This is a genomic window from Vibrio alfacsensis (genome assembly GCF_019670485.1).
Taxonomy (GTDB): Bacteria; Pseudomonadota; Gammaproteobacteria; order Enterobacterales; family Vibrionaceae; genus Vibrio; species Vibrio alfacsensis.
Genome location: NZ_AP024165.1, coordinates 2,133,531 through 2,158,473, shown reverse-complemented (window position 1 = coordinate 2,158,473; position 24,943 = coordinate 2,133,531). Strand labels below are relative to the sequence as shown.

Here is a 24,943-nt window from a genome sequence, read left to right as displayed (position 1 = left end):
CTGAATAATCCAACCATCATTTGAGACAAGCTCTCAAAACAGAATTATGGGGCTCTGGTCCTCTCGCAACAATAGCTCGTGAACTCGGTCAGGTCCGGAAGGAAGCAGCCGCAGCGGGTGACTTGTGTGCCGGGATGTGGCTGGGGTCCCACCCTTTGAAAGCCTCGCTATGACAGCGAGGCTTTTTCGTTTCACGCATTTCTTTCTGTTACTTTTACTTTATTCTATAATTTGGCGCTCTTCTTTGTTTACATGCCATTTTCACCTGGGATATTTTCATGATTTCAAAAAACCAATTAAAACTGCTTCGTGCTTTGGGTCAAAAGAAGCAGCGTAAAGCGCATGGCTTATTTCTGGTTCAGGGTGAAAAGAACGTACTGGAGCTGGCAAACAGTTCGCTTATCGTAAAACACATCTTTGCTACGGACGAGTTTTTAGATCAGTATCGTCAAGAGCTAAACGGATTCGAATGCATTGAAGCGTCACTTGATGACTTAACTAAAGCCAGTACGTTGGTCAGTAACAATGCAGCTATTGCTGTGGTTGAAATCCCGAATGTAAAAGTACCACAGGCAAAAGGAATGATGATTGCGCTGGATGGCGTGTCTGACCCAGGTAACTTGGGCACAATCATCCGCGTTGCGGATTGGTATGGCATTAAGCATATTGTTGCGAGTACGGATTGTGCTGACCCATACAACCCAAAAACCATCAGTGCCACTATGGGTAGTTTTGGTCGTGTTCAAGTTAGTCTGGTGGATCTGCCAAGCTATTTAGAAGACGCGAATTTGCCAGTATATGGCGCATTCCTTGAGGGTGTGAGTGTACATAAAACAGAATTTTCTGCAGAGGGTATTTTGTTAATGGGCAGTGAGTCTCACGGCGTGCGTGAAGCGGCATCAAAGTTTGTGACCGATAAGATTACTATTCCAGCATTTGGCGGTGCAGAGTCACTGAACGTAGCAATGGCGACAGGTATCATTCTGGATAACATGCGTCGTCAACACAGCTAAGTGAATCCGCGAATTTCAAATACAAAAAAAGCGTAATGACTCAGATTATTTCAAATTGAGGCTCATTACGCTTTTTTCGTTTTAATGCGCTTATTTTTCTAACATGTCCAACTTGTTTGGCACGCCATTCCACTTTTCCGCTTCATCCATCGCAGGCTTCACTTCGGTCTGTACTGGCCAGATTTCCGCAAGCTCCGCGTTGAGCTCTTTGTAGATCGCTTGATCTTCTGGTAGCTCGTCTTCTTGGAAGATGGCAGCTGCAGCACATTCATCCACACACAAGCCACAATCGATGCATTCAATTGGGTTGATTACCATAAAGTTTGGGCCTTCATGGAAGGCATCTGCAGGGCATACCGCGACACAGTCGGTGTACTTACATTGGATACAGTTATCGGTTACGACAAATGCCATGATAATCCGCTCTTAAGTTAGTCAAAATTGAAGAATGGGGATAATACTCGTCCCAAAGTAAAATTCAACATTCGAGGTGTGAAATCGGCCAAGCAACTTGGATTTAGTATGACAGACAAATCAATTTCTCGTAAAATGCGCGCCATTGTGAGCTGAACCCTATTATTTCTCAAATATGATGAGAGAGCGTATGGTTTGGCTAAGACACCTACTACATCGAGACATCACATGATTCGTATTAATGAAATTAAGCTTCCTCTTGATCATGAGGAAGGCGCGCTACTTGACGCGATTACTAACAAACTTGGCATTGCTGCCGAGAAAGTTATCTCTTTTAACGTCTTTAGACGCGGCTACGATGCTCGTAAGAAAACCAATATTCACCTGATTTATACGCTAGACATCATTGTTGAAGGTGATGAAGAAGCGTTGCTAGCAAAATTTGAAAAAGATCCGCACGTTCGCCAAACGCCAGATATGGAATACAAGTTTGTCGCGAAAGCGCCAGAGAATCTAACTGAGCGCCCAGTAGTGATCGGTTTTGGTCCTTGTGGTCTGTTTGCGGGCTTGGTTTTGGCTCAAATGGGCTTCAACCCAATCATTGTTGAACGTGGTAAAGAAGTGCGTGAGCGTACCAAAGACACATTTGGCTTTTGGCGTAAGCGCACACTCAACCCAGAATCAAACGTACAGTTTGGTGAGGGCGGCGCAGGTACATTCTCTGACGGTAAGCTTTACAGCCAAGTGAAAGATCCAAACTTCTATGGTCGCAAAGTGATCACTGAGTTTGTCGCGGCTGGTGCACCAGAAGAAATTTTATATGTAAGTAAGCCGCACATCGGTACCTTTAAACTGGTTACTATGATTGAGAAGATGCGCGCAAAAATCATCGAGCTAGGTGGGGAAATCCGCTTTAGTACGCGCGTAGATGATCTTCATATGGAAGATGGTCAAATTACAGGCGTAACGCTATCAAACGGTGAAGAAATCAAATCTCGTCACGTAGTGCTAGCGGTAGGTCACAGTGCTCGTGATACGTTTGAAATGCTGCATGAGCGCGGTGTTTACATGGAAGCAAAACCGTTCTCTGTTGGTTTCCGTATCGAGCACAAGCAAGCGATGATCGATGAGGCACGTTTTGGTAAAAATGCAGGTCACCCAATTCTTGGCGCGGCGGACTACAAGCTGGTTCACCATTGTAAGAATGGCCGCACGGTTTACAGCTTCTGTATGTGCCCAGGTGGTACTGTGGTAGCGGCAACGTCTGAAGAGGGTCGCGTAGTAACCAATGGTATGAGCCAATACTCACGTGCAGAGCGCAACGCGAACAGTGCAATCGTTGTGGGTATTTCTCCGGAAGTGGACTACCCAGGCGATCCACTAGCAGGTATCCGTTTCCAGCGTGAATTGGAATCAGGCGCTTACATGCTAGGCGGTGAGAACTACGACGCACCAGCACAGAAAATTGGTGACTTCCTGAAAGGTCGCGATCCAAGTGCACTTGGTGATGTGGAGCCATCATTTACTCCAGGCATCAAACTGACTGACCTGTCAAAAGCGCTACCAGCATTTGCTATCGAAGCGATTCGTGAAGCAATTCCTGCATTCGATCGCAAGATTAAAGGTTTCGCATCGGAAGATGGTCTTTTAACTGGTGTTGAGACGCGTACGTCTTCGCCAGTTTGTATCAAGCGTGGTAAAGATTTCCAAAGTGTTAACCTAAAAGGTTTCTTCCCAGCGGGTGAGGGTGCGGGTTACGCTGGTGGTATCCTATCAGCAGGTATTGATGGCATTAAAGTGGCGGAAGCTGTTGCTCGTGACATCGTTGAAGCGATGCAAAATGCATAATTTCTTTGCGTAATGATACGTCGAAAGCCAGCCAAATTTGAGGCTGGCTTTTTGATTTCGGCTGCATAGCTAGTTGATCATTTGTCGTTGTGATTAAATTGGGGCAACCGTTATCAGATATATGTTCAAATCTCTTCTTCCCCTTTGCCTCCAAAGAAAAACCTCGCTTTTTTACTAAATAATTATGCAATTACATATTTATTGTGTTGCCTTATGGATTCGTTGTGATGGCGATTAATAGGCACAATCTATAAATAAAATTGCCAATTTCCATTTAGTAAAATCAAGAAATTAGACGACACTTATCCTAAAGGCAGCTAAAACGTGCCGATAAGGAGATAAGCATGCACTCACTAAAAGTAAAAGATTACATGACATTACAAGCTGTGACCTTTACACCAAATCAGTCATTGACTGCTGCACTCGACAAGGTGATGCAAAGTGTAACGCTCGGTGGTCCAGTTATTGATGAAAATGAGAAAGTGATTGGATTCCTTTCAGAACAAGATCTTTTAGATAAACTTGTCAAAGCCAGTTACCATTGTCAGGATACGCATACCGTGCAAGAGTGTATGCACGATGATGTATTGTCTGTCTCTCCTGAAATGTCGATCATTGAATTGGCTGATATGATGCAAATAGGTAAGCCGAAGATGTATCCAGTCGTGGACGACAAAGAGAAACTTGTTGGCGTAATCACGCGTCGTGATGTGCTGCGTGCTATTGGTAAAACGCTCAACGAGTGCTTTAAGCACCCTGTTTAATCCCCCAAAATTAAGATATTTGATGAAAGGCGCTTCGGCGTCTTTTTGTTGTTGAGGAAAAATATGTCCACGCAAGACGCGAAGTTTGTTCAAGGTTCTACGATGCGCCACATCTTAGTGATGTCTGGAGCAGGCTCTGTCGGCTTAATGGCTCTGTTTGTTGTTGATCTGCTCGATATGCTGTTCATCAGTATGTTAGGGCAAGTAGAACTTGCCGCTGCCGTTGGGTTTGCAGGCACGTTGATTTTTTTCTCAACATCCGCCTCGATCGGCACGTCGATAGCGATGGGGGCACTTGTCTCGAAAGCGATTGGTGCGAAAGATTTTGAACGTGCGAGATTTATGAGTGGCAGCATTATGCTGGTTGCTTTTATGATCAGCTTAATTATCACGGTAAGTATGTTTGTCCATATCCCCGAACTTTTATCTGCCATTGGTGCGGAAGGGGTCGCGGCAGAGCGCGCGGAAGCTTACCTGAATATTCTTCTTCCGAGTGCGCCGATCCTTGCGTTGGGTATGTCGGCTGGTGCTGGTTTGCGTGCTGCGGGGGATGCGAAGCGCTCCATGTGGGCAACATTGGCGGGTGGGATAGTTAATGCCATTCTCGATCCTTTGTTTATTTTTGTCTTCAAATGGAATGTGGAAGGGGCAGCCGCGGCATCCGTCATTGCACGATTTACGGTTTTAGCTTTTTCACTGTACCCACTGGTTAAAGTGCACAACCTCGTCTCTTTCCCGAACTTCACTATCATTAGAAGTAACTTAAAAACCATTTTGGCGATTGCTGTGCCGGCGATCATTACCAATACCGCGACCCCAATAGGCAACGCCATTGTCACCACTCATATCGCACAATTTGGTGAGAACTTTGTGGCAGGCTTTGCCGTGATTGGCCGTTTGACGCCGGTTTGTTTCGCGGTCATCTTTGCGTTATCCGGTGCCGTAGGGCCTATTATTGGACAGAACTTTGGTGCAGAGCGGATGGATCGTGTGAAGCGAACCTTAGGCGACTCTTTACTGGTTACGACGATATATACGTTAGGCGTGTGCGTCTTGTTGTATCTTCTTCAAGATTACATTGTGGCGATGTTCAGTTTAACCGGTGATGCGGCGATCATCGTTTCAGCGTTTTGCACATACGTAGCCATATCCTTTGTGTTTAATGGCACTCTGTTTGTGGCGAATACCTCTTTCAATAACTTAGGCAAGCCACTGTATTCAACGGCACTTAATCTTGGAAAAGCAACCTTAGGTACACTACCTTTCGTTTACTTTGGTTCGCAATGGTTTGGGGCGTTGGGGGTTCTATATGGACAAGCAGTTGGCACCATTATATTTGGATTGCTGTCTTTGTTTGTTCTAAACAAACATATCAAAGACTTGATGCAAAACTTTGGTGAGGAAGCGATTGATGATGATCCTGCCATCACATGTGTTAACTCTCAGCCATTTTGCTCTCATGATGCCGTGTTGATTGAAGATGTTGTAACTGTACTCGAAGACGAAAAAACATAAATTACCCATATTGTATATAAATACGCTTGACCTTGGAGCTAACTCTAAGGTTTATCCTTAGTAGTAGATAAAGACTTATCACCAATAAGGAAAGTGAATTATGTGTACGAAACATCAAGGCTGCCAATCTGGCAAAATCAAATCTGCGGTGGCGGTAGGTGCAAATGACGCTTGCTGCGCACCGGTGAAACCAACACTTAACATTACTCAAGCAAGCGTGATTTCGTCAGAGGAGTCTTGCTGTAGCAGTGGAGGTTGTAGTACGGATCCTGCTGAAGAAGAAGGCCCTGCCGAACCCCTCGAGTCTACCGTTCGTAATAGCTGGTTAGTTTCTGGCATGGATTGTCCTGCCTGTGCGCAGAAGCTAGAAAAAGCAATCGGTTCTGTTGATGGTGTCATCAACGCTAAAGTGCTCTTCGCGACAGAAAAGCTTGTGGTGGATTTTGATAACCGCGCACTGGCTTCTGTAATTGAACAAATCGCGCAACAAACGGGTTTCCCACTCACTTCTACCGATGCACCTCGTCCAAAAGTGGAAAAGAAAGGTTGGTTAGGCATTGTTAAAGACAATGTTCAAATTCTGTCAATTGCCGGTGCAATGGCGTTTGCCGGCGTCATCTCTGATTTCAATCCAACACTAAGCACTTGGCTCTTTACGTTAACTTGTTTGCTTGGTTTGTATCCGGTTGCCATGAAAGCGGTTAGGCTCGCTCGCAGCGGAACCCCGTTTGCAATAGAAACATTAATGAGTGTTGCAGCGTTAGGTGCACTTTATCTTGGTGAAACAGCAGAAGCGGCGATGGTGCTATTGCTTTTCCTTATTGGTGAAAAGTTGGAAGCATATGCCTCATCTCGCGCTCGCAGTGGTGTCCAAGCTCTGATGGATCTCGTTCCAGAGAATACAACGCTGATCGTAGATGGTAACCGTCAAGAGGTACCAGCGTCACAGCTTCAACCGGGTGATGTTATTGAAGTTGCGCCTGGTGGTCGAATGCCTGCAGATGGATTATTGATGACCCTTGCTGCGAGTTTTGATGAAAGTGCTCTGACAGGAGAATCGCTTCCGGTTGAACATAGTGAAGGCGGAAGAATCATGGCCGGCGCTGTGGTTGTCGATAAAGTTGTGCAAGTTAAGGTGACATCTCGTCAAGGTGAAAATGCGATTGACCGTATTTTGCATTTGATTGAAGAAGCAGAATCACGCAAAGCACCGCTTGAACGCTTCCTCGATAAGTTCAGCCGTTGGTACACACCATTGATGATGCTTGTTTCTCTATTAGTCATCATTACACCGCCATTGTTGTTTGCTCAACCTTGGGAAACATGGGTATACCGTGGTTTAGCGTTATTGTTGATCGCATGTCCATGTGCTTTGGTTATCTCTACGCCTGCAGCGATCACCTCTGGCTTAGCGGCGGCGGCAAAGCGAGGCGCACTGATCAAAGGTGGTGCGGCACTAGAGTTGCTTGGTCGTGTGGAATCGGTCGCTTTTGATAAAACAGGTACACTGACACAAGGCAAACCACAAGTGACTGACGTGGTGCCGTTTGATGTGACGGAAGAACAACTACTGAGCTTGACCGCCTCGATAGAGATTGGCTCAAGCCACCCTTTGGCAATTTCTCTGGTGAATAAAGCACAAGGGCAGGGAATCATGATTCCGGAGGCCGATGATAAAACCGCTCAGGTTGGCGCGGGTGTAACAGGAGTGGTCGATGGTAGGTTGGTTCAAGTTATTGCACCGTCAAAAGCCGATTTCCCTCTGCCATCTGTGATTGAGAAGCAAGTCGTGGAGTTGGAAGATCAAGGAAAAACGGTGGTCATCGCCCGTTATGACGAACAAGTGATTGGTTTGATTGCGTGGCAAGATACCCTCCGTCAAGATGCTCAGCAAGCGGTAGCAGCACTGAAAAAGCTGGGAATCTCATCAGTGATGTTAACCGGAGATAATCCAAGAAGCGCAGAAGCGATCGCAAGCCAAATTGGGTTGGATTATAAAGCAAGCTTGTTGCCAGCAGACAAAGTACATTACGTTGAAAAAATCTCTGCTCAGCATACCGTTGCAATGGTCGGAGATGGCATTAACGATGCGCCGGCAATGAAAGCATCCAGCATTGGTATTGCGATGGGTGGTGGTACTGATGTTGCACTGGAAACAGCAGATGCAGCGCTTACTCATAACCGTTTGATTGAGCTTGCAGCAATGATTGAGCTATCGCGTGCGACTTTAAACAACATTCGTCAAAACGTTGCATTAGCGCTCGGCTTGAAAGGCGTGTTCTTAGTGACGAGTTTACTTGGTATTACTGGCCTTTGGGTCGCAGTACTCGCCGACAGTGGCGCAACCGCACTGGTTACGTTGAATGCTTTGAGATTGCTTCGTTTTGAATCTAAGCAAGTAAAATAGCAAGATAAGCCCTTTAATAATTAGCCTGAGGTTTAGATGCTTCAGGCTTTTTTGTAACCGCTAAACAAAAAATATCTTTGTTGAATGTTTCGTTTGGTAAATCACTCATTCTTATGCAACGAAGTGATTCCTCTCCTAACAAAGTGTGATGTAAACCGTTTTTATTTGAAAGTGTAGATTTATTACATTGTTTCATTGTGACTGTGATCACTCAATGTTGAGGAAAGGTTCGCTACAGTGCTTCTGTACCCAACAACTTATTAATGAGCTTATTGTTTACAAAATAGGCCACAACAAGGAGCGACTTATGTCTCAAGCTGTATTCCATTTAGGTGTTACTGAAGCGGATCTTAATGGTGCAACGCTAGCCATCATTCCAGGCGATCCAGCACGCGTACAAAAAATCGCAGAAGAAATGGAAAATCCAGTATTTCTAGCAAGTCACCGCGAATATACGCTTTACCGTGCAGAGCTAGATGGTAAACCTGTTGTGGTTTGTTCTACAGGTATCGGTGGCCCATCAACGTCTATCGCAGTGGAAGAACTCGCGCAACTAGGTGTTCGCACTTTCCTACGTGTCGGAACAACGGGCGCAATCCAGCCGCATGTTAATGTCGGTGACATGATCGTGACCACAGGTTCTGTTCGCCTAGACGGTGCGAGCTTGCACTTTGCTCCTATGGAGTTCCCAGCAGTAGCAGACTTCGAAATTGCAACCGCAATGAAAGCGGCAGTTGAAGAATCTGGTGCAACTGTCCATATGGGTGTGACGGCTTCAAGTGATACTTTCTACCCAGGTCAAGAGCGTTACGACACGTTCTCCGGCCGTGTGGTTAAGCGTTTCCAAGGCTCTATGCAAGAGTGGCAAGACATGGGCGTTCTGAACTTTGAAATGGAGTCAGCAACATTGCTAACCATGTGTGCAAGTTCAGGCCTTAAAGCAGGTTGTGTGGCGGGTGTAATCATCAACCGTACACAAAAAGAGATTCCAGATCATTCAACGCTGAAAGAAACGGAAGCTCGCTCAATTAAGGTTGTAGTTGAAGCGGCTCGTAAGATGCTTTAATAACCGTAAGATGTTTTAATAACAAAGGTTAGTTGACATTTAAACAAACGGGAAAGGTCAGAGGTTCGCCTCTGGCTTTTGCTATCTGCCGGTTTTGCTTGAGTGTCAGAGAAACTAAATCTGCCCCAATAGAAAAGCAGCTCGAGGCTGCTTTTTTGATCGGATATTGACAATTAGATTTCGTCAGAACCACCAGCGGCTTTAAACCAAGCACTTAGGTGTGTTTTGAGATCTTTTAGCTCTTCAGGGCCAATAAGTGCTAACCCTAAGTCCTCGGCGCGAGTGATGTCGTTGTGGCGCAGTGGACGGAAGCTGACGAGCATGGCTCGAGCTTGTAGACCGCCTAGTAAGTCGCGTAATGATTCCAGCTTGTAGAGTGTATCATCGCCATCATCACGCATGCCTTTGGTTTTACATTCAATGATATGAAGTTTGTTGTTCACCACTGTTGCAACGTCAAGCTCATTGCGAACTTCGCTTTCACCGAGTTTGCGATAAACCTGAACGTTTAATGAGCGATCTTGAATGGTCGGCATACTGTCTTGAATTTGTTTCACCGTGCTATGCACCAGTGTTTCAAGCCATTCGCCGTTAGAGAAACGACGAGCGTCCTCATTCGCGAACGTTAAAATACCATTTTCGTAAGTTGCAATTTGTGCCTCTACCAAATCACTCAGAAGCATATTGAGCTCACGGTAGCCTTGCTGCTTTTCAGACAGCTCCACATCAAGCTTCTGTTCTTTACGACAAGTTGTCGCAAGGTAGTTAAGCGTGGCGAGTCCTGGGCCGAGTTCTAATGCATTCGATGCCCATCGTTCACCTAGCTCATAAAGTTTTAGATCTAATTGAGGAGGGAGGTCAACGTGGTGGAATTCACCGCGTGCACCAAAAATGGTGAGGTAATCAGCAATCGTAATGTGGTCTTCAACTTGAGAGTCTTCTTTGCCATCTGGGTATAGCCAACATAACTTATCGCTGTTTGGTTCCACAACAAAGATAGGCCAATGGTAAGTACGGAAAACTTCATAAACTGAGAGTAAGCGATGACGAAGACCACAGCTTGCATTGAGCTTAACTTCTTCGCCGCGGCTGTGTAAATCTTGAGCCAGTGTCTGAATTGATTGTTTGATCAGAGACGTATTGACGACAGAAGGAATCTCAAAAAATTCAGAGGTGATTTGTCGCTGTTCTAATACGGCACTCAGTCGATGGTAGGCGTCTTCTTGGCTCTTGTCACCGATGAATACGATATGAGTACTGATTGTACGATTATCTAAAAGCGGAGTGACCAATCTCACGGGATCTTGGTCGATTATACCAACATGAACAGCCATAAGTTTTCCTTCATATTTGGCTTGCTCGAAAATATAAATGAAAAGGATGAGCAAGCCATAATAACCATATGTAGACAAGGCCATAAAAAAACAAGGGCGACTTGGTAAAAAGTCGCCCTTGTACAGTTGGTTGTATGGATTCTCAGCGTTATCTATTTCAATAACTATAACTTAAATCGATGAACCAATTCGTTTTGCTGATGTGCTAACTGTGTCAATGACTCGCTGGTTTGTGCGATGCTCGACATTGCGTGGTAGCTCTCGTCTGCGATACTGTTGATTTCTTCTATGTTGCGGGCAATATCTGCTGATGTCGCACTTTGCTCTGCCGCCGCATGAGAAATATGCGTACTCATTTGACTAATTTCCAGAATGAGGGCTTGGATTTCCTCCATCGAACTGTTGGCTTTCGAGGCTTGTTCTACAGACATCTCCATATCATTCATACAACTTTGAATCACTTGGTTTGCTGATTGAGAGCTTGATTGTAAGTTACTGATCATAGACTCAATCTCGGTGGTTGATTGGGTCGTTTTAGAGGCCAGAACACGAACTTCATCTGCGACAACCGCAAAACCGCGCCCCTGCTCACCTGCGCGGGCTGCTTCTATTGCCGCGTTGAGCGCAAGTAGATTGGTTTGTTCAGCAATATTACGAATCACGTCAAGAATAGAACCTATCTGGCCACTCATTTTTTGCAGTTCAGATACCGCAGAGACGGATTCATTTAAACGGCTCTCCAATTGATTGATGGTCGAGATATTACTGTTCATCACATTGCGGCCTTGATCCGAAGCCGACTCAACGCGTTGTACCATCTCCAACGAGCTTTGTGCACTTTGCGCGACTTCTTGCACTGAGTTAGACATCTCAGTCATCGCGGTGGCGACACTGGCGGTTTGGGCTCGTTGTGAATTTAGCTTCATTTGTGCAGACGAAGAGGTACTCTCGTTGTTGGATGCAGTGGTGGTTAGGTTTTCTGATGCATCGTTAATTTTCACCAAAATGTCGTGAAGACTGTCGGCAAGTGTATTGATATGGCCACTCACGCGGCTGAATTCATTGTTGTAACGAATATCGATGCGTTGTGTCATATCGCCATTGGCTAAACTTTCTAGTGCTTTCAAAATGCGTGTCAGAGGTTCACGAACGCTGTTTGCTATGTGATAGCCAATCGCAGTGGCAAAAACAACAACGATGACTCCGATAACCATCGCTTTTGTCACCCCCTGAGAATAAATCGTCCCAGCTTCTACCAATGATTCGTTCAATTTGTCAGTCGCCGTCGTGTTGAACTGCTCAAGAATAGTCATTGTCGAATCGACTTTTGCCGCTAAGTTGGCAATGTTGTCATAAAGTGCTGCACGAGCGGCTAAGTAGCTATTGTGTTGGTCCAATACACCACCACGTTGACCAACGTCACGAGTAAACTGCGTAACGGTTTCTCCAAACGCCTTTTTTAACTCTGGAAGTTGAGTCACAAGGCCGTTAAATGCGTAATTTAAATGAGTCACTGCCTTACGGTTTTTAGCGAGCGCTTGCATCACTTGTTCAGGGTTTGTACTGGCGAGCGCATCAGAGGTAATAATTTCTGCGTCATTGAGTTTTATGAAATAACTCTTAGCCATGACTTTGACCGAGATACTTGATTGATCAGCTATGTACTCTTTTAAGCCAACAGACAGCTCGGTATTTAATTGCTGGAATCGACGAGAAGATTTTTGTACTTCTTCTTGGGCAACGAACATCGCTTCGTAATTGTTCATGGCTTCCAGCGCTTCGTTGAAGTAGCTCTGCTCTAGTTCTTTCAATTGAGAGAAAGGTTCAGCAAGAGATGGATAGATCTGGCTCGCCACTTCAAGTTGATTTAGCGTTGCGGCAAATTGTTGCTGAGATTTGGCAAATTCTTGACGCATCTCCTCCATGCGTTGTTTATTCTCAGTGGTTAGAAAGTCTTTAAATGACTTATCGGCAGAAAGAAGCTCTACACTGGTTTGGTTAGATAGTGATACGAGTGGTAAGGATGACTTGGAAACATTCTCGAATTTTCCATGAATGTCATTCATACCTCCCATCATAATGGCAATTGTGACAGCAAATAAGATGATGATCAGAGCAAAGCCTGCATACATCCGTTTAATAACTGAACCCCGCATAAGTGAGCGTCCTCTCCCAAAAAATAGCCAAATAAATAAGAAATAACTTAAAAATTTACAAAATTCTCTGGATTGTATTGAGTTCATTGCGCACGTTTTATGACGCACACGACAAAAAAAGATTCTCTGATTCGCGTTCTGCTGATAGTGTTAAGTGAACACTGTTTTTTATTGAGCTCAATCTTGGCATAGCGCATACTAAGTAGGTAACACACCTATATAAAATGGAGTTCCCATGGCGGAAGAAACAATTTTCAGCAAAATTATTCGAAAAGAGATTCCTGCTGATGTTCTATATCAAGACGATTTAGTTACGGCATTTCGCGATATCAACCCTCGTGCGCCAAGCCACATTCTTATTATTCCAAATAAGCTCATCCCAACATCAAACGATGTAGAGGCGGAAGATGAAGCGATGATGGGACGCTTGTTCACAGTAGCGAAGAAACTTGCTAAGGAAGAGGGCATTGCCGAAGATGGTTATCGCCTTATCATGAACTGTAATGCCCATGGTGGACAAGAGGTTTACCATATCCATATGCACTTGTTGGGCGGTCGTCCTCTTGGGCCAATGGTGTTAAGCTAACTCGCATTTAAATGACGTCTGTCGCACGGCTCAGTACGTAAAAATGCCGTAGCCATGAGGCATAACGTGATTTTGAATGTGAAGTGTGGATGGTTCAATATGCCATCCACTTTTCAGTTTGGTCGAATAACACATTTGTGGAGATAAATGTGAAATATGCTTTGAAGCTATTCGGTTTGATTAGCTGGGCCTTGTTGGCGACAGGGTGTGCGAACTTATCTGCAGGTAGCCTGTTTAGTCATTACAGCGATCAAAACCAAGAAGTGTATCAAGCCGTCGTGGCGGGCAATTATGCGCAAGCTGAGCAATTGCAATCGAGTGATGTCGGCGGTGAAATTCTTGGCAATTTCGAATTAGGCCGTATTTCTTTTCTTGCTCAAGATTATCCCAAAAGTTTGAGTGCATTGGAAAACAGTGATCGAGCTGTACGCAAACAGCAAGATCGAGCGACCATCTCCGTATCAGAAACCGCAACAAGTGTGGGTTCCCTCGCCATTAACGATAACTTAAATGATTACCAACCTGCCGATTATGAACTCGGCTTTTTGCATTTGTATCTTGGCCTGAACTACCTACAGAAAAATGATCTTGAGGGAGCGTTAGTTGAGGTGCGTCGTGCTAACCAAGTACAAGAAGCGGCTAAAAAAGCTAGGGAAAGGGAACTAAAGCAAGCGGAGAAAGATCTTAACAAACAAGGAATGTCGGCTAACTTGGGTAGTGTATTAGCGAACTATCCAGACGCAGGGAAAAAGTTAAGTTCGGTTCAGAATGGTTACTTGTTTTATCTCTCTGGCTTGCTTTATGAAGCATCACGAGATTTGAACAGTGCGTATGTGGATTACCGCCGCGCATTGGCGGTTATGCCAGACAACAAGCAAGTGATTGAAAGTACCATGTACGCCGCGAAAAAATTGGGTATGAACCAAGATTTGCGTATGTTGGAAAAACGTTATGGTAAGGCCCCATCAGCCCTAAGCAAATCACAAGGTCGTGTGATTGTGATAGATGAGCAAGGAGTGGTGGAAGCGTTGCAAGGTTGGCGTATTGACTTACCTATTTATGACAGTCGAGGGAATGGGGCCATTTACTCATTAGCGTTACCTTATTATCCCAAGCGTGGCACACAACGCTTTGGTGATGTTGCTTTGAACGGTAAGAAATTACCATCAAGTACGTTAGTGAATGTGAACGACATGGCACAGAATGATTTAAATGAGCGTTTAACAACCATCATTCTACGTCAAGCCATTCGTGTTTGGGCAAAAGACCGTATTCGTAAAGAAGCGGCACAAGGAGATGACGTTGGAAATCTTATTTTCAACGTATGGAACACATTAACTGAGCAACCTGATACCAGAAGTTGGCAGACCCTACCGGGGACGGTGAAAACCGCTTCAAAAGTGGTGAAACCGGGTCAGCAGAGCCTTAATGTTGGCGATCAGGTGTATCAATTCGAAGTGCTAGCACAGCAAACAACGTTGGTTTGGGTCTCTCGTCAGGGAGCGCATTCAACCGTGTGGCATAAACAACTGGGGAGGTTGTAATGAGAGCGTGGCTTATTGGTTTTGCAATGATGATTGGTTTAGTCGGTTGTGCTGACAACACCGCGGGTATTCGAATCGATGGTCAAACCCAGAACGTGTTTTTTGGTGACAATGTATTGGGTAGCCGTTTACTGATTGACGAGATTAGAACAACGTATGTTGAGGATCGGCCTCGAGGCGTGGTGCAACTCACGAGCAATTACAAAGGCGACCAGCACATTCTTTACCGTTTTTATTGGTACGACAATTCAGGTTTGGAAGTGAACACAAAACCGGGCCCGTGGCGACAAATGACCGTGCGAGGATTTGAACAGGTTACGTTATCTGAGGTAACCGTAAATCCAAATGGCACTCAATTTCGTGTTCAAATCCGTGAAGCACAAGATGATTAACCCACTCTTCGGTGGATACAATTTTTAGCGGTTATGCTGCTTTACCAAGGTGGAAACGCCTTGGAACGACACACAAACTAAGGAACTCTCATGAAGAAAAGTGTTATTGCTCTGTTAGGTCTTGCCGTCATTTTAGGTGGTTGTTCAAACAAAGTCTCTTATGGTGATGCGCAAGCGGTTGAAACGACGACGATTGATTTTGGTTCAACCGACCTACAAAAAATCGCCGGTGAAATGGTCGACAGCATGATGATGTCAGGGTCTGTGGCAGCGATCACCCGTGACCAACGTCCAATTGTGTTTGTTGAGCGCATCAAGAACAAGACAAGTGAACACATTGATACAGAATCGATCACGGATTCAATCTCAACCAAGATGCTGAACTCAGGTAAGTTCCGCTTTGTTGACATGGACCGTGTAGAGTCCGTTCGTGAGCAGTTGAACTTCCAAAATTCAGATCAACTGGTGAATCAAAGCACGGCGATTCAATTCGGTAAAATGGTCGGTGCGCAATACATGCTTTACGGTAACCTTTCAAGCATCGTGAAAAATGCAGGCAGTGACAAAGACGTATACTACAAAATGACCATGCGTTTAATGGATTTGGAAACGGGCTTGATTGAATGGGCGGACGAGACAGAAATTCGCAAAGAGCAGTCTAAGAGCCTATTTGGTCTTTAATTGATTTTATTTGGTCTTATGACCTGAGTGGATAAGTCATTTATGATCAGTGTTTCTTGGCAGCAAGCGAAACTCTTAGAGCCGAGTTTAAGCGCGCTGGATGGCTTTTTCGCGTCACCACCAGTGAGAGCTCACGCACTTACTGGTGGATTAACCAATCGCTGCTGGCGATTGGTTTCTTCCGACGGATTAGAGTATGTCTGGCGTCCAACCAGTCAAATATGTGAGGCGTTTGCTATTTCTCGTCATGAGGAGTATCAAGTTCTTACGGCTATCTCACCGCTCAACCTAGGCCCCAAAGCGGTGTTTGTTGATGAGCAAGGGTTATTGGTGGAATGGCTAACAGGGGATACGCCAACGCATTCTGATATCAATATTGATCAAATTCTGGCGGTTGCGGCGTCAATTCATGGCTATCCGTTGACGTCATTAACGCTTGGTACCTTTTCATACTTAGCGAAGGTTGACCACTATTGGTACGGTTTGAACGGCGAATTTTCAGGAACAGAATTTGAAGCCTTGTATCGAAAGTGGCGCTCTGAGCCGCATATTGACTCTATTCCGCTAGCGCTGTGCCATTTTGATTTAGGCAGTTACAACTTAGTTTGCGGCGATAATGAGATAAAAGTGATTGATTGGGAATACGCAGCTATAGCGGATCCGAGACTTGATCTTGCCCTTGTTTTGCAACTGGCAGATGTCTCTATTGAACAAGGTGTCATTCAATATTGCCAAGCTCGCCAAATAGAAGAAGTGACGCTATGGTTGGATGGTGTCTTAGCCTGGATACCAAGGACAAGGATGATGGCAATGTTATGGTATTTGCTTGCCTACAAATTGTGGGGTGATGAACAATACTTACACAGTGCAGACGAGTTTAAAGACCTATTATGTATGGAAGATCACTGTTTTGAGAATCGATGACGTTTTCTCCTTTAACCATAAAGAAATAGTGGTAGTTTAAAGTGAAGTACCAAATATAGGATATAGGGAGAGGTACACATGATTATTTATTTGCATGGTTTTGATAGCACAAGCCCAGGCAATCACGAAAAAGTGCTTCAACTGCAATTCATTGATGATGACGTTCGTTTCATCAATTACAGTACACTTCATCCTAAGCATGATATGCAACACTTATTAAAAGAAGTGTCTAAGGTGATTGACCAATCGGATGATCCAAGCCCGTTGATTTGTGGTGTGGGTTTAGGCGCTTATTGGTCAGAAAGAATTGGATTCCTATGTGGTATTAAGCAAGTCATGTTTAATCCAAATTTGCACCCAGAGAATACCATGGCAGGACGTATTGATCGTCCAGAAGAGTATGAAGACATTGCAACCAAGTGCGTTGAGAAGTTCCGCACTAAGAACCAAGAACGATGCTTAGTGATTTTGTCGAAAGAAGATGAAATTCACGACAATTCGAAAACAGCGGCGGAGTTAGAAGCGCATTACCAAATTATTTGGGATGACACTCAAACGCACAAGTTCAAAAAAATATCCCATCATTTGCAAGCGATGAAAGCGTTCAAGAACGCATAATTTTCATTAAGCAATGCCTTTCTTAACAGCACTTTTCGAAGTGCTGTTTTTGTTTCTATACGCCACTAGATCGTTGAAAGAACGTTTTGCATTCTTACATCTTTGCATCTTTGCATCCCTACATTCTGAAATGATTGAATGGCTTAGTGGGCTATCCTGAGTTGAGGTTATTTAGCTTTTTGTAGCACGAAAACGGTATTGTAGAGCAGACAAAAAGTAACCAATCCGTATCCTTGGTAAGGATTTTTGTTGCCAATAAAGGAATGCCCTATATAATGAACTCAGTAAAAATAATTTGATAAATATCAAAAAAAATTGAGAGCAAGGAAATAACTTGCCCATTTATTGTCTGAGATCGTGTTTTCAGACTATTAGCTGATGAGCGTCTCCAAGTACAGCGTTTCGCTGAACTAAATAGCAAAGCGTAGAGAAAAAGCGCAAAGCAATGGCATCGGCATTTATCCAAAAGTGAACTACCTCTAGAGCCCCAAGAATTCATCGGTTGGGTGCAAAACTTCGCAAGGCGAAAGTGTGCATCGGGCTGACCCCATATATTCATTTTGTAGAGGATAATCATTGTGACACGTATTATCGTTGTTGGTGGTGGTGCAGGTGGCCTTGAGTTGGCAACCAAACTAGGCCGCACTCTTGGTCGTAAGAACCGAGCACAAATTACTTTAGTAGACCGCAAAGCAAGCCATTTGTGGAAACCGTTATTGCATGAAGTTGCCACGGGTTCACTCGATGAGGGGGTGGACGCATTAAGCTATCGTGCGCATGCTAAGAACCACTGCTTTGACTTCCAAATGGGCAGTCTGCAAGATATCGACCGTGAACGTAAAGTGATCGTTTTAAGTGAGCTTACAGACGATCATGGTGAGCTTCTAATGCCAAGACGTGAATTGGAGTACGATATTCTGGTCATGGCGATTGGTTCTACATCTAACGATTTCAACACACCAGGTGTGCGTGATAATTGTATCTTCCTCGATAGCCCAGAGCAGGCGCACCGTTTCCGCAGTGAAATGAACAATGAGTTCTTAAAGCTGCACGCAAAAAATGGTAACGGAACGGTAGACATTGCGATTGTTGGTGCCGGAGCGACTGGCGTTGAGCTTTCTGCAGAGTTACACAATGCGGTCAAAGAGCTAAGAACGTATGGCTTTGGCGATCTCGATTCAAGCAAGCTAAATGTCAGCTTGATTGAAGCGGGTGAGCGCATTCTTCCTGCTTTGCCTCCGCGTATTTCGTCTGCAGCACACCAAGAACTCGTGAAGTTGGGCGTAAATGTCCGCACTGCGACAATGGTAACACAAGCAGAGAAAGACGGTTTGACGACAAAAGATGGCGAGAAGATCCCGGCTCAAATTATGGTTTGGGCTGCCGGTATTAAAGCGCCTGATTTTATCAAAGACATTGCTGGTCTAGAAACTAACCGTATTAACCAGCTCGTGGTGAAAGGCACGTTGCAAACGACACGTGATGACGATATTTTCGTTATCGGTGATTTGGCTCAATGTACTCAGCCGGATGGTTCATTTGTACCACCTCGCGCTCAAGCAGCACACCAAATGGCGAGCCAAGCATTCAGCAATATCGTAGCGAAGTTGAATGGCCGTGAGTTAAAAGAGTACGTGTACAAAGATCATGGTTCTTTGGTTTCACTTAGCCGCTTCTCTACGGTAGGTAGTTTGATGGGTAACCTAACCAAAGGCTCTATGATGGTTGAAGGTCGCATCGCTCGTGTGGTTTATATCTCATTATATCGCATGCACCAAATGGCGCTGCATGGTGTGATTAAGACGAGTCTAATGATGCTGGTTGGCCGAATCAACCGCGTACTTCGTCCAAACCTAAAGCTACACTAATTTTAAAATGGGTTTTTCTATCGCTGGTCTCGTAATATAACGCAGAGTCGGTGATGAAACCCAAAGAGATATAAAGAGAAGCCACCGCATGCCGGTGGTTTTTTTTATTCTAAATCAATCGGCAGCAGTGAATACACCACGCCATCTTTGGTTTTTCCGTGAAAGATAAAACGATTTCTAGCAATCGTCTCTCTTTTCGCTCCGACAGACTCAATTAAAGCTTGGCTTGCGGTATTGTCAGGATCACAAACGATCTCAATTCGCGTTAAACTTAATTGTGCAAAGCAAAACTCAGCCAAAGCTGCGATTGATTCTTGTGCAAATCCATTTCTTTGGTACTTATCTGCAACCCAATACCCAATACTTGCCATGTTGAACGTATGGTATAGCTCATTGACAGCAACCATACCCACGAGATGATGGTTTTCTCGTTCATAGATACCAAACCCAAAAGCCTCGGTTTTTACCCAGTTTAAACGTGTTGCGAGTAAGAAATCTTGCGCATCTTTCAGTGTCACGCTTGGGTTACACCAATCAAGCCATTGATGTAAAGAGGGCGATTGGACGATCAGTGCTTGTAAAGCATGTGCATCTTCTGCGGGAATGAGCTTTAAGGCTAGACGAGGAGTAATGATTTCAAAATCCGGACTCATAAATTGAGATACCTAAATGATCATTTCTCACCCTAATAACTTGAGGTTAAAAGGGCTCGGACGTTAGATATAACAAAGCGCAGCATTTGCTGCGCTTCATGTTAGTGCGAATGATTATTGCACGCGACGAACTTGAATGATCATTCCCATCAATGGGTTGTCTAAGTAGTGAGTTTCACCGCTACGCATACGACGTTTCTGATCGAGTCGGTAACTTTTCAAGAATGTTTCTTCAGTCACCGTTGGGGAAATTTCCGCTAAGTTACCTACTTGGACATTACCATCGACTTCACCAAGTGTTTCTGTTTGTTGGTCAACAGGTTGAGCTTCTATACGAACCTCACGCACACTCGGCTCGCGAATATCCAGTGTGGTTTCTGCAAACAGATAGTGCTGAACATAGATTTGGAATTTTCCATCAAGTTCATAAAGCGGGCCAGTAACTGTTTCTTCGCTATAGCCATCTGTATCTAGTGGTTGCGTACTTCCGTCTTTAGCGCGGCCATCAGAGTAGTAACTGCCTGAATAATCACGGCCTCCGACAAAGCGGAAAATGGGTGCGCTTGCTTTACCGCGATCGCCTTGTCGCCATGCTACGTGTTTTAAAACCTTGAAACCCGCATGATTACTCAATGCTGCTTCTTGTGCATTTAAGCGGAAAGAAGAGCGGGGCAGCAGTGTTACGCCTTTTGAGCTTCGGTAAGACTCACTCTCTAGGCTGCCGACATTGCTCATCTCGATCGTTGGCAGGGTATTTGGCCATGATTCAGTAGTGCTTTCAGGGTCGACTGCTCGTTTGAAAATAATTACTTCAATATCAAATTGACGCGCAGCCCAAGATGGCATTGAGACACAAAGAAGCAATAATGGGATCAGTATTCTCATTCGACTATTAGCTCGTTGGTAATAAATTCTGTTTAAAATCATTCAGTAAGTCTTGGACAAATTGAATGCGTTTACGTCGGTCCGTCAATGGTACGCTAAACTTGAACTTAGTTGGACCTTCCATTGCAAATTTTTGCGGCTGTGACTGCAGGAGTTTAACCAAATACGCTGGGTTTATGTCAGCATCTGGGTAAAACTCGATGAATCCGCCTTTATCATGTGCCTCGATTTTCTTCGCTTTAAGGCACGCGGCACCAATTTTTAGTTCAGAAACGGCAAGCAGGTTTTTCGCTGCATCAGGTAACAAACCAAAACGATCAATCAACTCCACTTTGAGTTCAGATAACCCATCGAAGTCCGTCACACTGGCAATGCGTTTGTACATAGACAGGCGAGTATTAACATCTGGTATATAATCATCTGGCAGCAGTGCTGGAATTCGCATTTCAATCTCTGTCTGCTCACGCAGTAAATCATCCAGTGATGGCTCTTTACCCTCTTTCAACGCTTCAACGGCTTGTTCAAGCATTTCCATATACAGTGTAAAACCAACAGATTGAATTTGACCACTTTGTTCATCACCCAGTAGCTCACCAGCGCCACGGATCTCAAGATCGTGCGTAGCCAGCGTAAAGCCCGCGCCAAGATCTTCGAGTGAAGCGATAGCATCGAGACGTTTGATGGCGTCTTTCGTAATGGCTTTTGGATGAGGGGTCAATAAATATGCATAAGCTTGGTGATGCGAACGCCCAACTCGGCCGCGTAATTGGTGAAGCTGAGCAAGACCAAGATTATCGGCGCGATCCATGATGATGGTGTTAGCAGTCGGAACGTCGATGCCGGTTTCGATGATGGTCGTACAAACCAACAAATTGAAACGTTGGTGGTAGAAGTCGTTCATGATGCGCTCTAGCTCGCGTTCACGCATTTGACCGTGGGCAACCGTGACGCGCGCTTCTGGAACCAGTTTTTGCAGGTCTTCCGCCGCTTTTTCGATGGTCTCGACTTGGTTATGTAGGAAATACACCTGACCACCACGCATGATTTCACGCAGTACCGCTTCACGAATCACGGCGTCTTCACGTTGGCGTACAAATGTCTTGATCGCTAGGCGGCGTGCAGGAGGAGTGGCAATGATCGAAAGATCACGCATGCCGCTCATTGCCATATTCAATGTACGCGGGATCGGTGTGGCAGTCAGCGTGAGAATATCGACATCGGCACGCATTGCTTTCACTTTTTCTTTTTGGCGAACGCCAAAGCGATGCTCTTCATCGACGATTAATAAGCCAAGATCTTTAAACTTGATATCGCTAGAAAGTAATTTGTGAGTGCCCACCACGATGTCGACTTTGCCGTCAGCAACGTCTTGAAGAATCACTTTCTGTTCTTTGGCAGATTTAAAGCGCGATAGGACTTCTACTCGGATTGGCAGATTGGCAAATCGGTCACGGAAGTTTTCAAAGTGCTGCTGAGCAAGCAGGGTCGTGGGCACCAACACCGCCACTTGCTTGCTGTTGTCTGTGGCAACAAAAGCCGCGCGCATGGCCACTTCAGTTTTACCAAAACCGACATCACCACACACGAGACGGTCCATGGCTTTAGCTTGACACATATCAGACAAGACAGCGTTGATTGCCATAGATTGATCATCGGTTTCTTCAAACGGGAACGTCGCTTTAAAGGTAGCGTACTGGCCGCGATCGAGTGCGAATTTATAACCTGGTTTTAACTCACGTTTAGCGTACACATCCAGAAGCTCGGCAGCCACATCGCGGACTTTTTCTGCTGCTTTACGTCGAGCTTTGGCCCATGCTTCCCCGCCTAACTTATGTAGAGGTGCACTTTCTTCTGCTCCACCTGAGTAGCGACTGATTAGGTTTAAAGAGGATACGGGAACATAGAGCTTGGCATCATTTTGATACTCCAACGTCACGTATTCGGTTTTCATGCCGCCAGCTTCGAGGGTTTGGAGGCCAAGATATCGACCGATACCATGATCGATATGTACGACGGGTTGACCAGGTTTGAGTTCGGCAAGATGGCGAATCACGGTGTCGCTGTTGACCGCTTTTTTGTCTTTGCGACGACGTTGGATGACGCGATCACCCAATAAGTCGCTTTCACAGATCAGAGCGAAGCCTAGCTCATCATGAACAAAACCATGTTCTGCCGCGCCGAGGATCAAGCTAAAACGGTCATCAGAACCGAGTGCTTTGTAGAGCGAGTCATGCACTACGGGGCGAACTTTAATTCCTTGCAATAGCTCGGTGAGCGCTTCACGGCGACCCTCTGACTCTACAGAAAAAACAATTTTACCGGTGAATTGCTCGCTAAATTGTCGTAATCGAGCAAGTGGCTCTTTGTTTTGCTGCTGAACACCAAGTTCAGTGAGAGATTGCGCGGCTAGGTTTTCTCGACCCGCACGTTTAACGATTTTCTCTGAACTCAATTGAGCTTGAGGTAACTGTTTGAAGTACGTAAACAGTTCATCTTTCTTTAACCACAATTCATGGGGCGCAAGCAGCGGACGTAATGGGTCGATTTTCTTTTGATCGTAACGGTATTCAACGTCATTTAAGAACGTATCGATTGCTGTTTCAATATCACCATAGGTGATGAGTAAGGAATCATCTGGCAAGTAATCGAATAGGGTTTCAGTATGATCGAAGAAAAGGGGTTGCCAATACTCGATACCGGCAGGCCAAGTTCCTTTTGTCACTTGCATGTAAACAGATTCAGGCTCACGTCTTGCTTCAAATTGAGAGCGCCAACGAGTGCGAAAATCTTCTATTGCGGATTTCGTGGTTGGGAATTCATGAGCAGGTAGCAATTGAATTTGTTCAATGTCTTCAACGGAGCGTTGATTTTCGGGATCAAACGTACGAATGGTATCAATTTCATCATCGAAGAAATCAATGCGGTACGGATCGGAGCTGCCCATTGGGAATAAGTCAAGAATTGAACCGCGGCTTGCGTATTCACCGGGACCAAATACCTGATCAACATGGCGATAGCCGGAGTTTTCTAACTGGACACGCAACTTATCTAATGAAAATTGATCACCTGTTTTGACCATCAAAGTGTGTTGCAGCAAGAAGTCGCGTGGTGATTGACGTTGTAACACCGTACTGACTGGAACAATCGTGACACCGTCGCGTTGATGAGGCAATTGATATAAACGAGCGATACGGTCGGAGATGATTTCTTGATGTGGTGAAAAGTTGTCGTAAGGTAATGTTTCCCAATCTGGAAACAGACTAACAGGCTTATCAGTAAACTGTTCGATTTCGGCTTGCAGTTTTAGCGCGATTTGAGGGTCGGGCACGACAAGTAAAGCGTGGCTTTTATGCTGTTTAGCAAGCTCAGCAATGGCCATCGCTAATGCCGCCCCTGGGAGGTTGCCAAGTTGCTTTTTGTCACCAGAACCTGATGGGTTTGTGACCGATAGAATCGTTGCTTTTGTCATGATAGTTATTTTTTTGTCATGATGGTTATTTGATATTTCGCTCTAATGAACGCTGGCGTAGTAGTTTTTGTTGTTGATATAACGCGGCTTTGATCAGTAAATCTTGGTCGGCTTCTCGGAGCAATTTGTATTTTAAAGTCACCACATATCCTTGCTCTTCTGGCTGACAATCTATTACTTGAGCGTAGCAGTAAATGGCTGCAGCAGGATGGTCTAAGAACAGTTTGACTCGCACCAATTGTTCGGGATTGGCTTCTAGGTGAGTACGATAACTTAATTGACTGGCTCCAAACTGTGTGGTCTGAAAGCGAACGTCGGCGTCATCTTGCTGGGAAAGCATGAAACTTAAAAGCAGATTGAGCTTTGAGTTTTGGGTGTCGAGTAAATTGATGACATGCTTGAGCTCTTTCGTTTGTAGCTCTAAGCGTGCTTTGTCGGCCAGCATATCTAAATGGCTGAATTCGCTTGCAACGATAAATGGTGCTGGGATTTCTGATTCAAATATCTCTTCATTTGGCAGAATAAAGCCTGTTGCTAACGTCTCCACGTTAATGGTTAGGCTGTGATGTACAGTGAAATACTCTTGCTCTGTCATTATTCGGTCCTTTCTGCCACGAGCGCTCTCATTTTATTTTAGAATGAGCCAGATAGAGCACTGATTATCGCTAATCAGGGTAAGTTATCAAGTTTCCCTGTTTTTCTTGCTGAACTTTTTACGGTAAATGCGGACTTATTGCATGTCGTTGACAAATTTAGCGATTATCTTGTCTTCTTCATGTAAAGAGTAAGGTAAGATAATGCTTATT

Annotated in this window: 20 protein-coding genes and 1 other RNA gene; 14 read left to right on the top strand and 7 right to left on the bottom strand. The window is 44.9% G+C overall.

Going from position 1 to position 24,943, the window contains the following annotated elements; translation table 11 throughout:
• Positions 1-52: 52 nt before the first annotated feature.
• Together ffs and VA249_RS09890 are read left to right on the top strand one after the other, a co-directional pair.
• Positions 53-149, top strand: an RNA gene (gene ffs / locus VA249_RS09895) — signal recognition particle sRNA small type.
• Between the two features lie 129 nt (positions 150-278).
• Positions 279-1,013 carry an RNA methyltransferase gene (locus VA249_RS09890; RefSeq protein WP_221067871.1) on the top strand — a complete coding sequence of 245 codons (735 nt, stop codon included), beginning with the start codon at positions 279-281 and terminating at the stop codon, positions 1,011-1,013.
• Between the two features lie 90 nt (positions 1,014-1,103).
• Here the strand turns inward: VA249_RS09890 and fdxA are convergent, their stop codons facing one another.
• The gene (gene fdxA, locus VA249_RS09885; RefSeq protein WP_128810504.1) at positions 1,104-1,427 is read right to left on the bottom strand and encodes a ferredoxin FdxA; all 324 of its coding nucleotides are present in this window, start codon (positions 1,425-1,427) and stop codon (positions 1,104-1,106) included.
• Positions 1,428-1,655: 228 nt separating this feature from the next.
• Between fdxA and VA249_RS09880 the strand changes: the two genes are divergently transcribed.
• The 5 genes from VA249_RS09880 (at position 1,656) to udp (ending at position 9,027) form a co-directional block, all read left to right on the top strand.
• Positions 1,656-3,275 (top strand): NAD(P)/FAD-dependent oxidoreductase, encoded by a 1,620-nt coding sequence (locus tag VA249_RS09880; protein ID WP_221067869.1) that lies wholly within the window; start codon positions 1,656-1,658, stop codon positions 3,273-3,275.
• Between the two features lie 344 nt (positions 3,276-3,619).
• On the top strand, positions 3,620-4,039 hold the full coding sequence (locus tag VA249_RS09875; RefSeq protein WP_128810506.1) for a CBS domain-containing protein: 420 nt from the start codon (positions 3,620-3,622) through the stop codon (positions 4,037-4,039).
• Between the two features lie 63 nt (positions 4,040-4,102).
• Positions 4,103-5,554: an MATE family efflux transporter gene (locus VA249_RS09870; RefSeq protein WP_221067867.1), complete on the top strand. Its 1,452-nt coding sequence runs from the start codon at positions 4,103-4,105 to the stop codon at positions 5,552-5,554.
• 100 nt (positions 5,555-5,654) lie between these two features.
• Complete coding sequence (locus VA249_RS09865; RefSeq protein ID WP_221067865.1) at positions 5,655-7,961, top strand: zinc/cadmium/mercury/lead-transporting ATPase; 2,307 nt, start codon at positions 5,655-5,657, stop codon at positions 7,959-7,961.
• Positions 7,962-8,268: 307 nt separating this feature from the next.
• Positions 8,269-9,027, top strand: a complete 759-nt coding sequence (gene udp, locus VA249_RS09860) for a uridine phosphorylase (RefSeq protein ID WP_005437517.1) — start codon at positions 8,269-8,271, stop codon at positions 9,025-9,027.
• 173 nt (positions 9,028-9,200) lie between these two features.
• On the opposite strand, the gene VA249_RS09855 is transcribed toward udp, so the two are convergent.
• Together VA249_RS09855 and VA249_RS09850 are read right to left on the bottom strand one after the other, a co-directional pair.
• A complete protein-coding gene (locus VA249_RS09855; RefSeq protein WP_221067859.1) occupies positions 9,201-10,361 on the bottom strand; it encodes a DUF1887 family protein in 1,161 nt (386 codons plus the stop codon).
• 164 nt (positions 10,362-10,525) lie between these two features.
• Positions 10,526-12,517: a methyl-accepting chemotaxis protein gene (locus VA249_RS09850; RefSeq protein ID WP_221067858.1), complete on the bottom strand. Its 1,992-nt coding sequence runs from the start codon at positions 12,515-12,517 to the stop codon at positions 10,526-10,528.
• A 235-nt stretch (positions 12,518-12,752) separates the two neighbouring features.
• Here VA249_RS09850 and hinT point away from each other — a divergent pair, with 235 nt between their 5' ends.
• The 7 genes from hinT (at position 12,753) to VA249_RS09815 (ending at position 19,130) form a co-directional block, all read left to right on the top strand.
• Complete coding sequence (hinT, locus tag VA249_RS09845; protein WP_128810511.1) at positions 12,753-13,103, top strand: purine nucleoside phosphoramidase; 351 nt, start codon at positions 12,753-12,755, stop codon at positions 13,101-13,103.
• Positions 13,104-13,252: 149 nt separating this feature from the next.
• Positions 13,253-14,647, top strand: coding sequence for a COG3014 family protein (locus VA249_RS09840; RefSeq protein ID WP_221067856.1), 1,395 nt, complete (start codon positions 13,253-13,255; stop codon positions 14,645-14,647).
• A complete protein-coding gene (locus tag VA249_RS09835; protein WP_221067855.1) occupies positions 14,647-15,039 on the top strand; it encodes a YcfL family putative periplasmic lipoprotein in 393 nt (130 codons plus the stop codon). Before VA249_RS09840 ends, VA249_RS09835 begins: the two co-directional genes overlap by 1 nt.
• A 90-nt stretch (positions 15,040-15,129) precedes the next feature.
• Entirely contained in the window at positions 15,130-15,720 is a 591-nt protein-coding gene (lpoB, locus tag VA249_RS09830) for a penicillin-binding protein activator LpoB (protein ID WP_128810514.1), read from the top strand.
• Positions 15,721-15,762: 42 nt separating this feature from the next.
• Entirely contained in the window at positions 15,763-16,644 is an 882-nt protein-coding gene (locus tag VA249_RS09825; RefSeq protein WP_221067854.1) for a phosphotransferase, read from the top strand.
• Positions 16,645-16,722: 78 nt separating this feature from the next.
• Positions 16,723-17,262 (top strand): alpha/beta hydrolase YcfP, encoded by a 540-nt coding sequence (gene ycfP, locus VA249_RS09820; protein WP_221067853.1) that lies wholly within the window; start codon positions 16,723-16,725, stop codon positions 17,260-17,262.
• 578 nt (positions 17,263-17,840) lie between these two features.
• Entirely contained in the window at positions 17,841-19,130 is a 1,290-nt protein-coding gene (locus VA249_RS09815; RefSeq protein WP_128810517.1) for an NAD(P)/FAD-dependent oxidoreductase, read from the top strand.
• A 104-nt stretch (positions 19,131-19,234) separates the two neighbouring features.
• On the opposite strand, the gene VA249_RS09810 is transcribed toward VA249_RS09815, so the two are convergent.
• The 4 genes from VA249_RS09810 to VA249_RS09795 form a co-directional block, all read right to left on the bottom strand.
• Entirely contained in the window at positions 19,235-19,783 is a 549-nt protein-coding gene (locus VA249_RS09810; protein WP_221067852.1) for a GNAT family N-acetyltransferase, read from the bottom strand.
• A gap of 114 nt (positions 19,784-19,897) precedes the next feature.
• Entirely contained in the window at positions 19,898-20,668 is a 771-nt protein-coding gene (locus tag VA249_RS09805) for a peptidoglycan binding protein CsiV (RefSeq protein WP_221067850.1), read from the bottom strand.
• Between the two features lie 7 nt (positions 20,669-20,675).
• Entirely contained in the window at positions 20,676-24,137 is a 3,462-nt protein-coding gene (mfd, locus tag VA249_RS09800; protein ID WP_221067849.1) for a transcription-repair coupling factor, read from the bottom strand.
• 25 nt (positions 24,138-24,162) lie between these two features.
• A complete protein-coding gene (locus VA249_RS09795) occupies positions 24,163-24,732 on the bottom strand; it encodes a PilZ domain-containing protein (RefSeq protein WP_221067847.1) in 570 nt (189 codons plus the stop codon).
• Positions 24,733-24,943 lie beyond the last annotated feature (211 nt).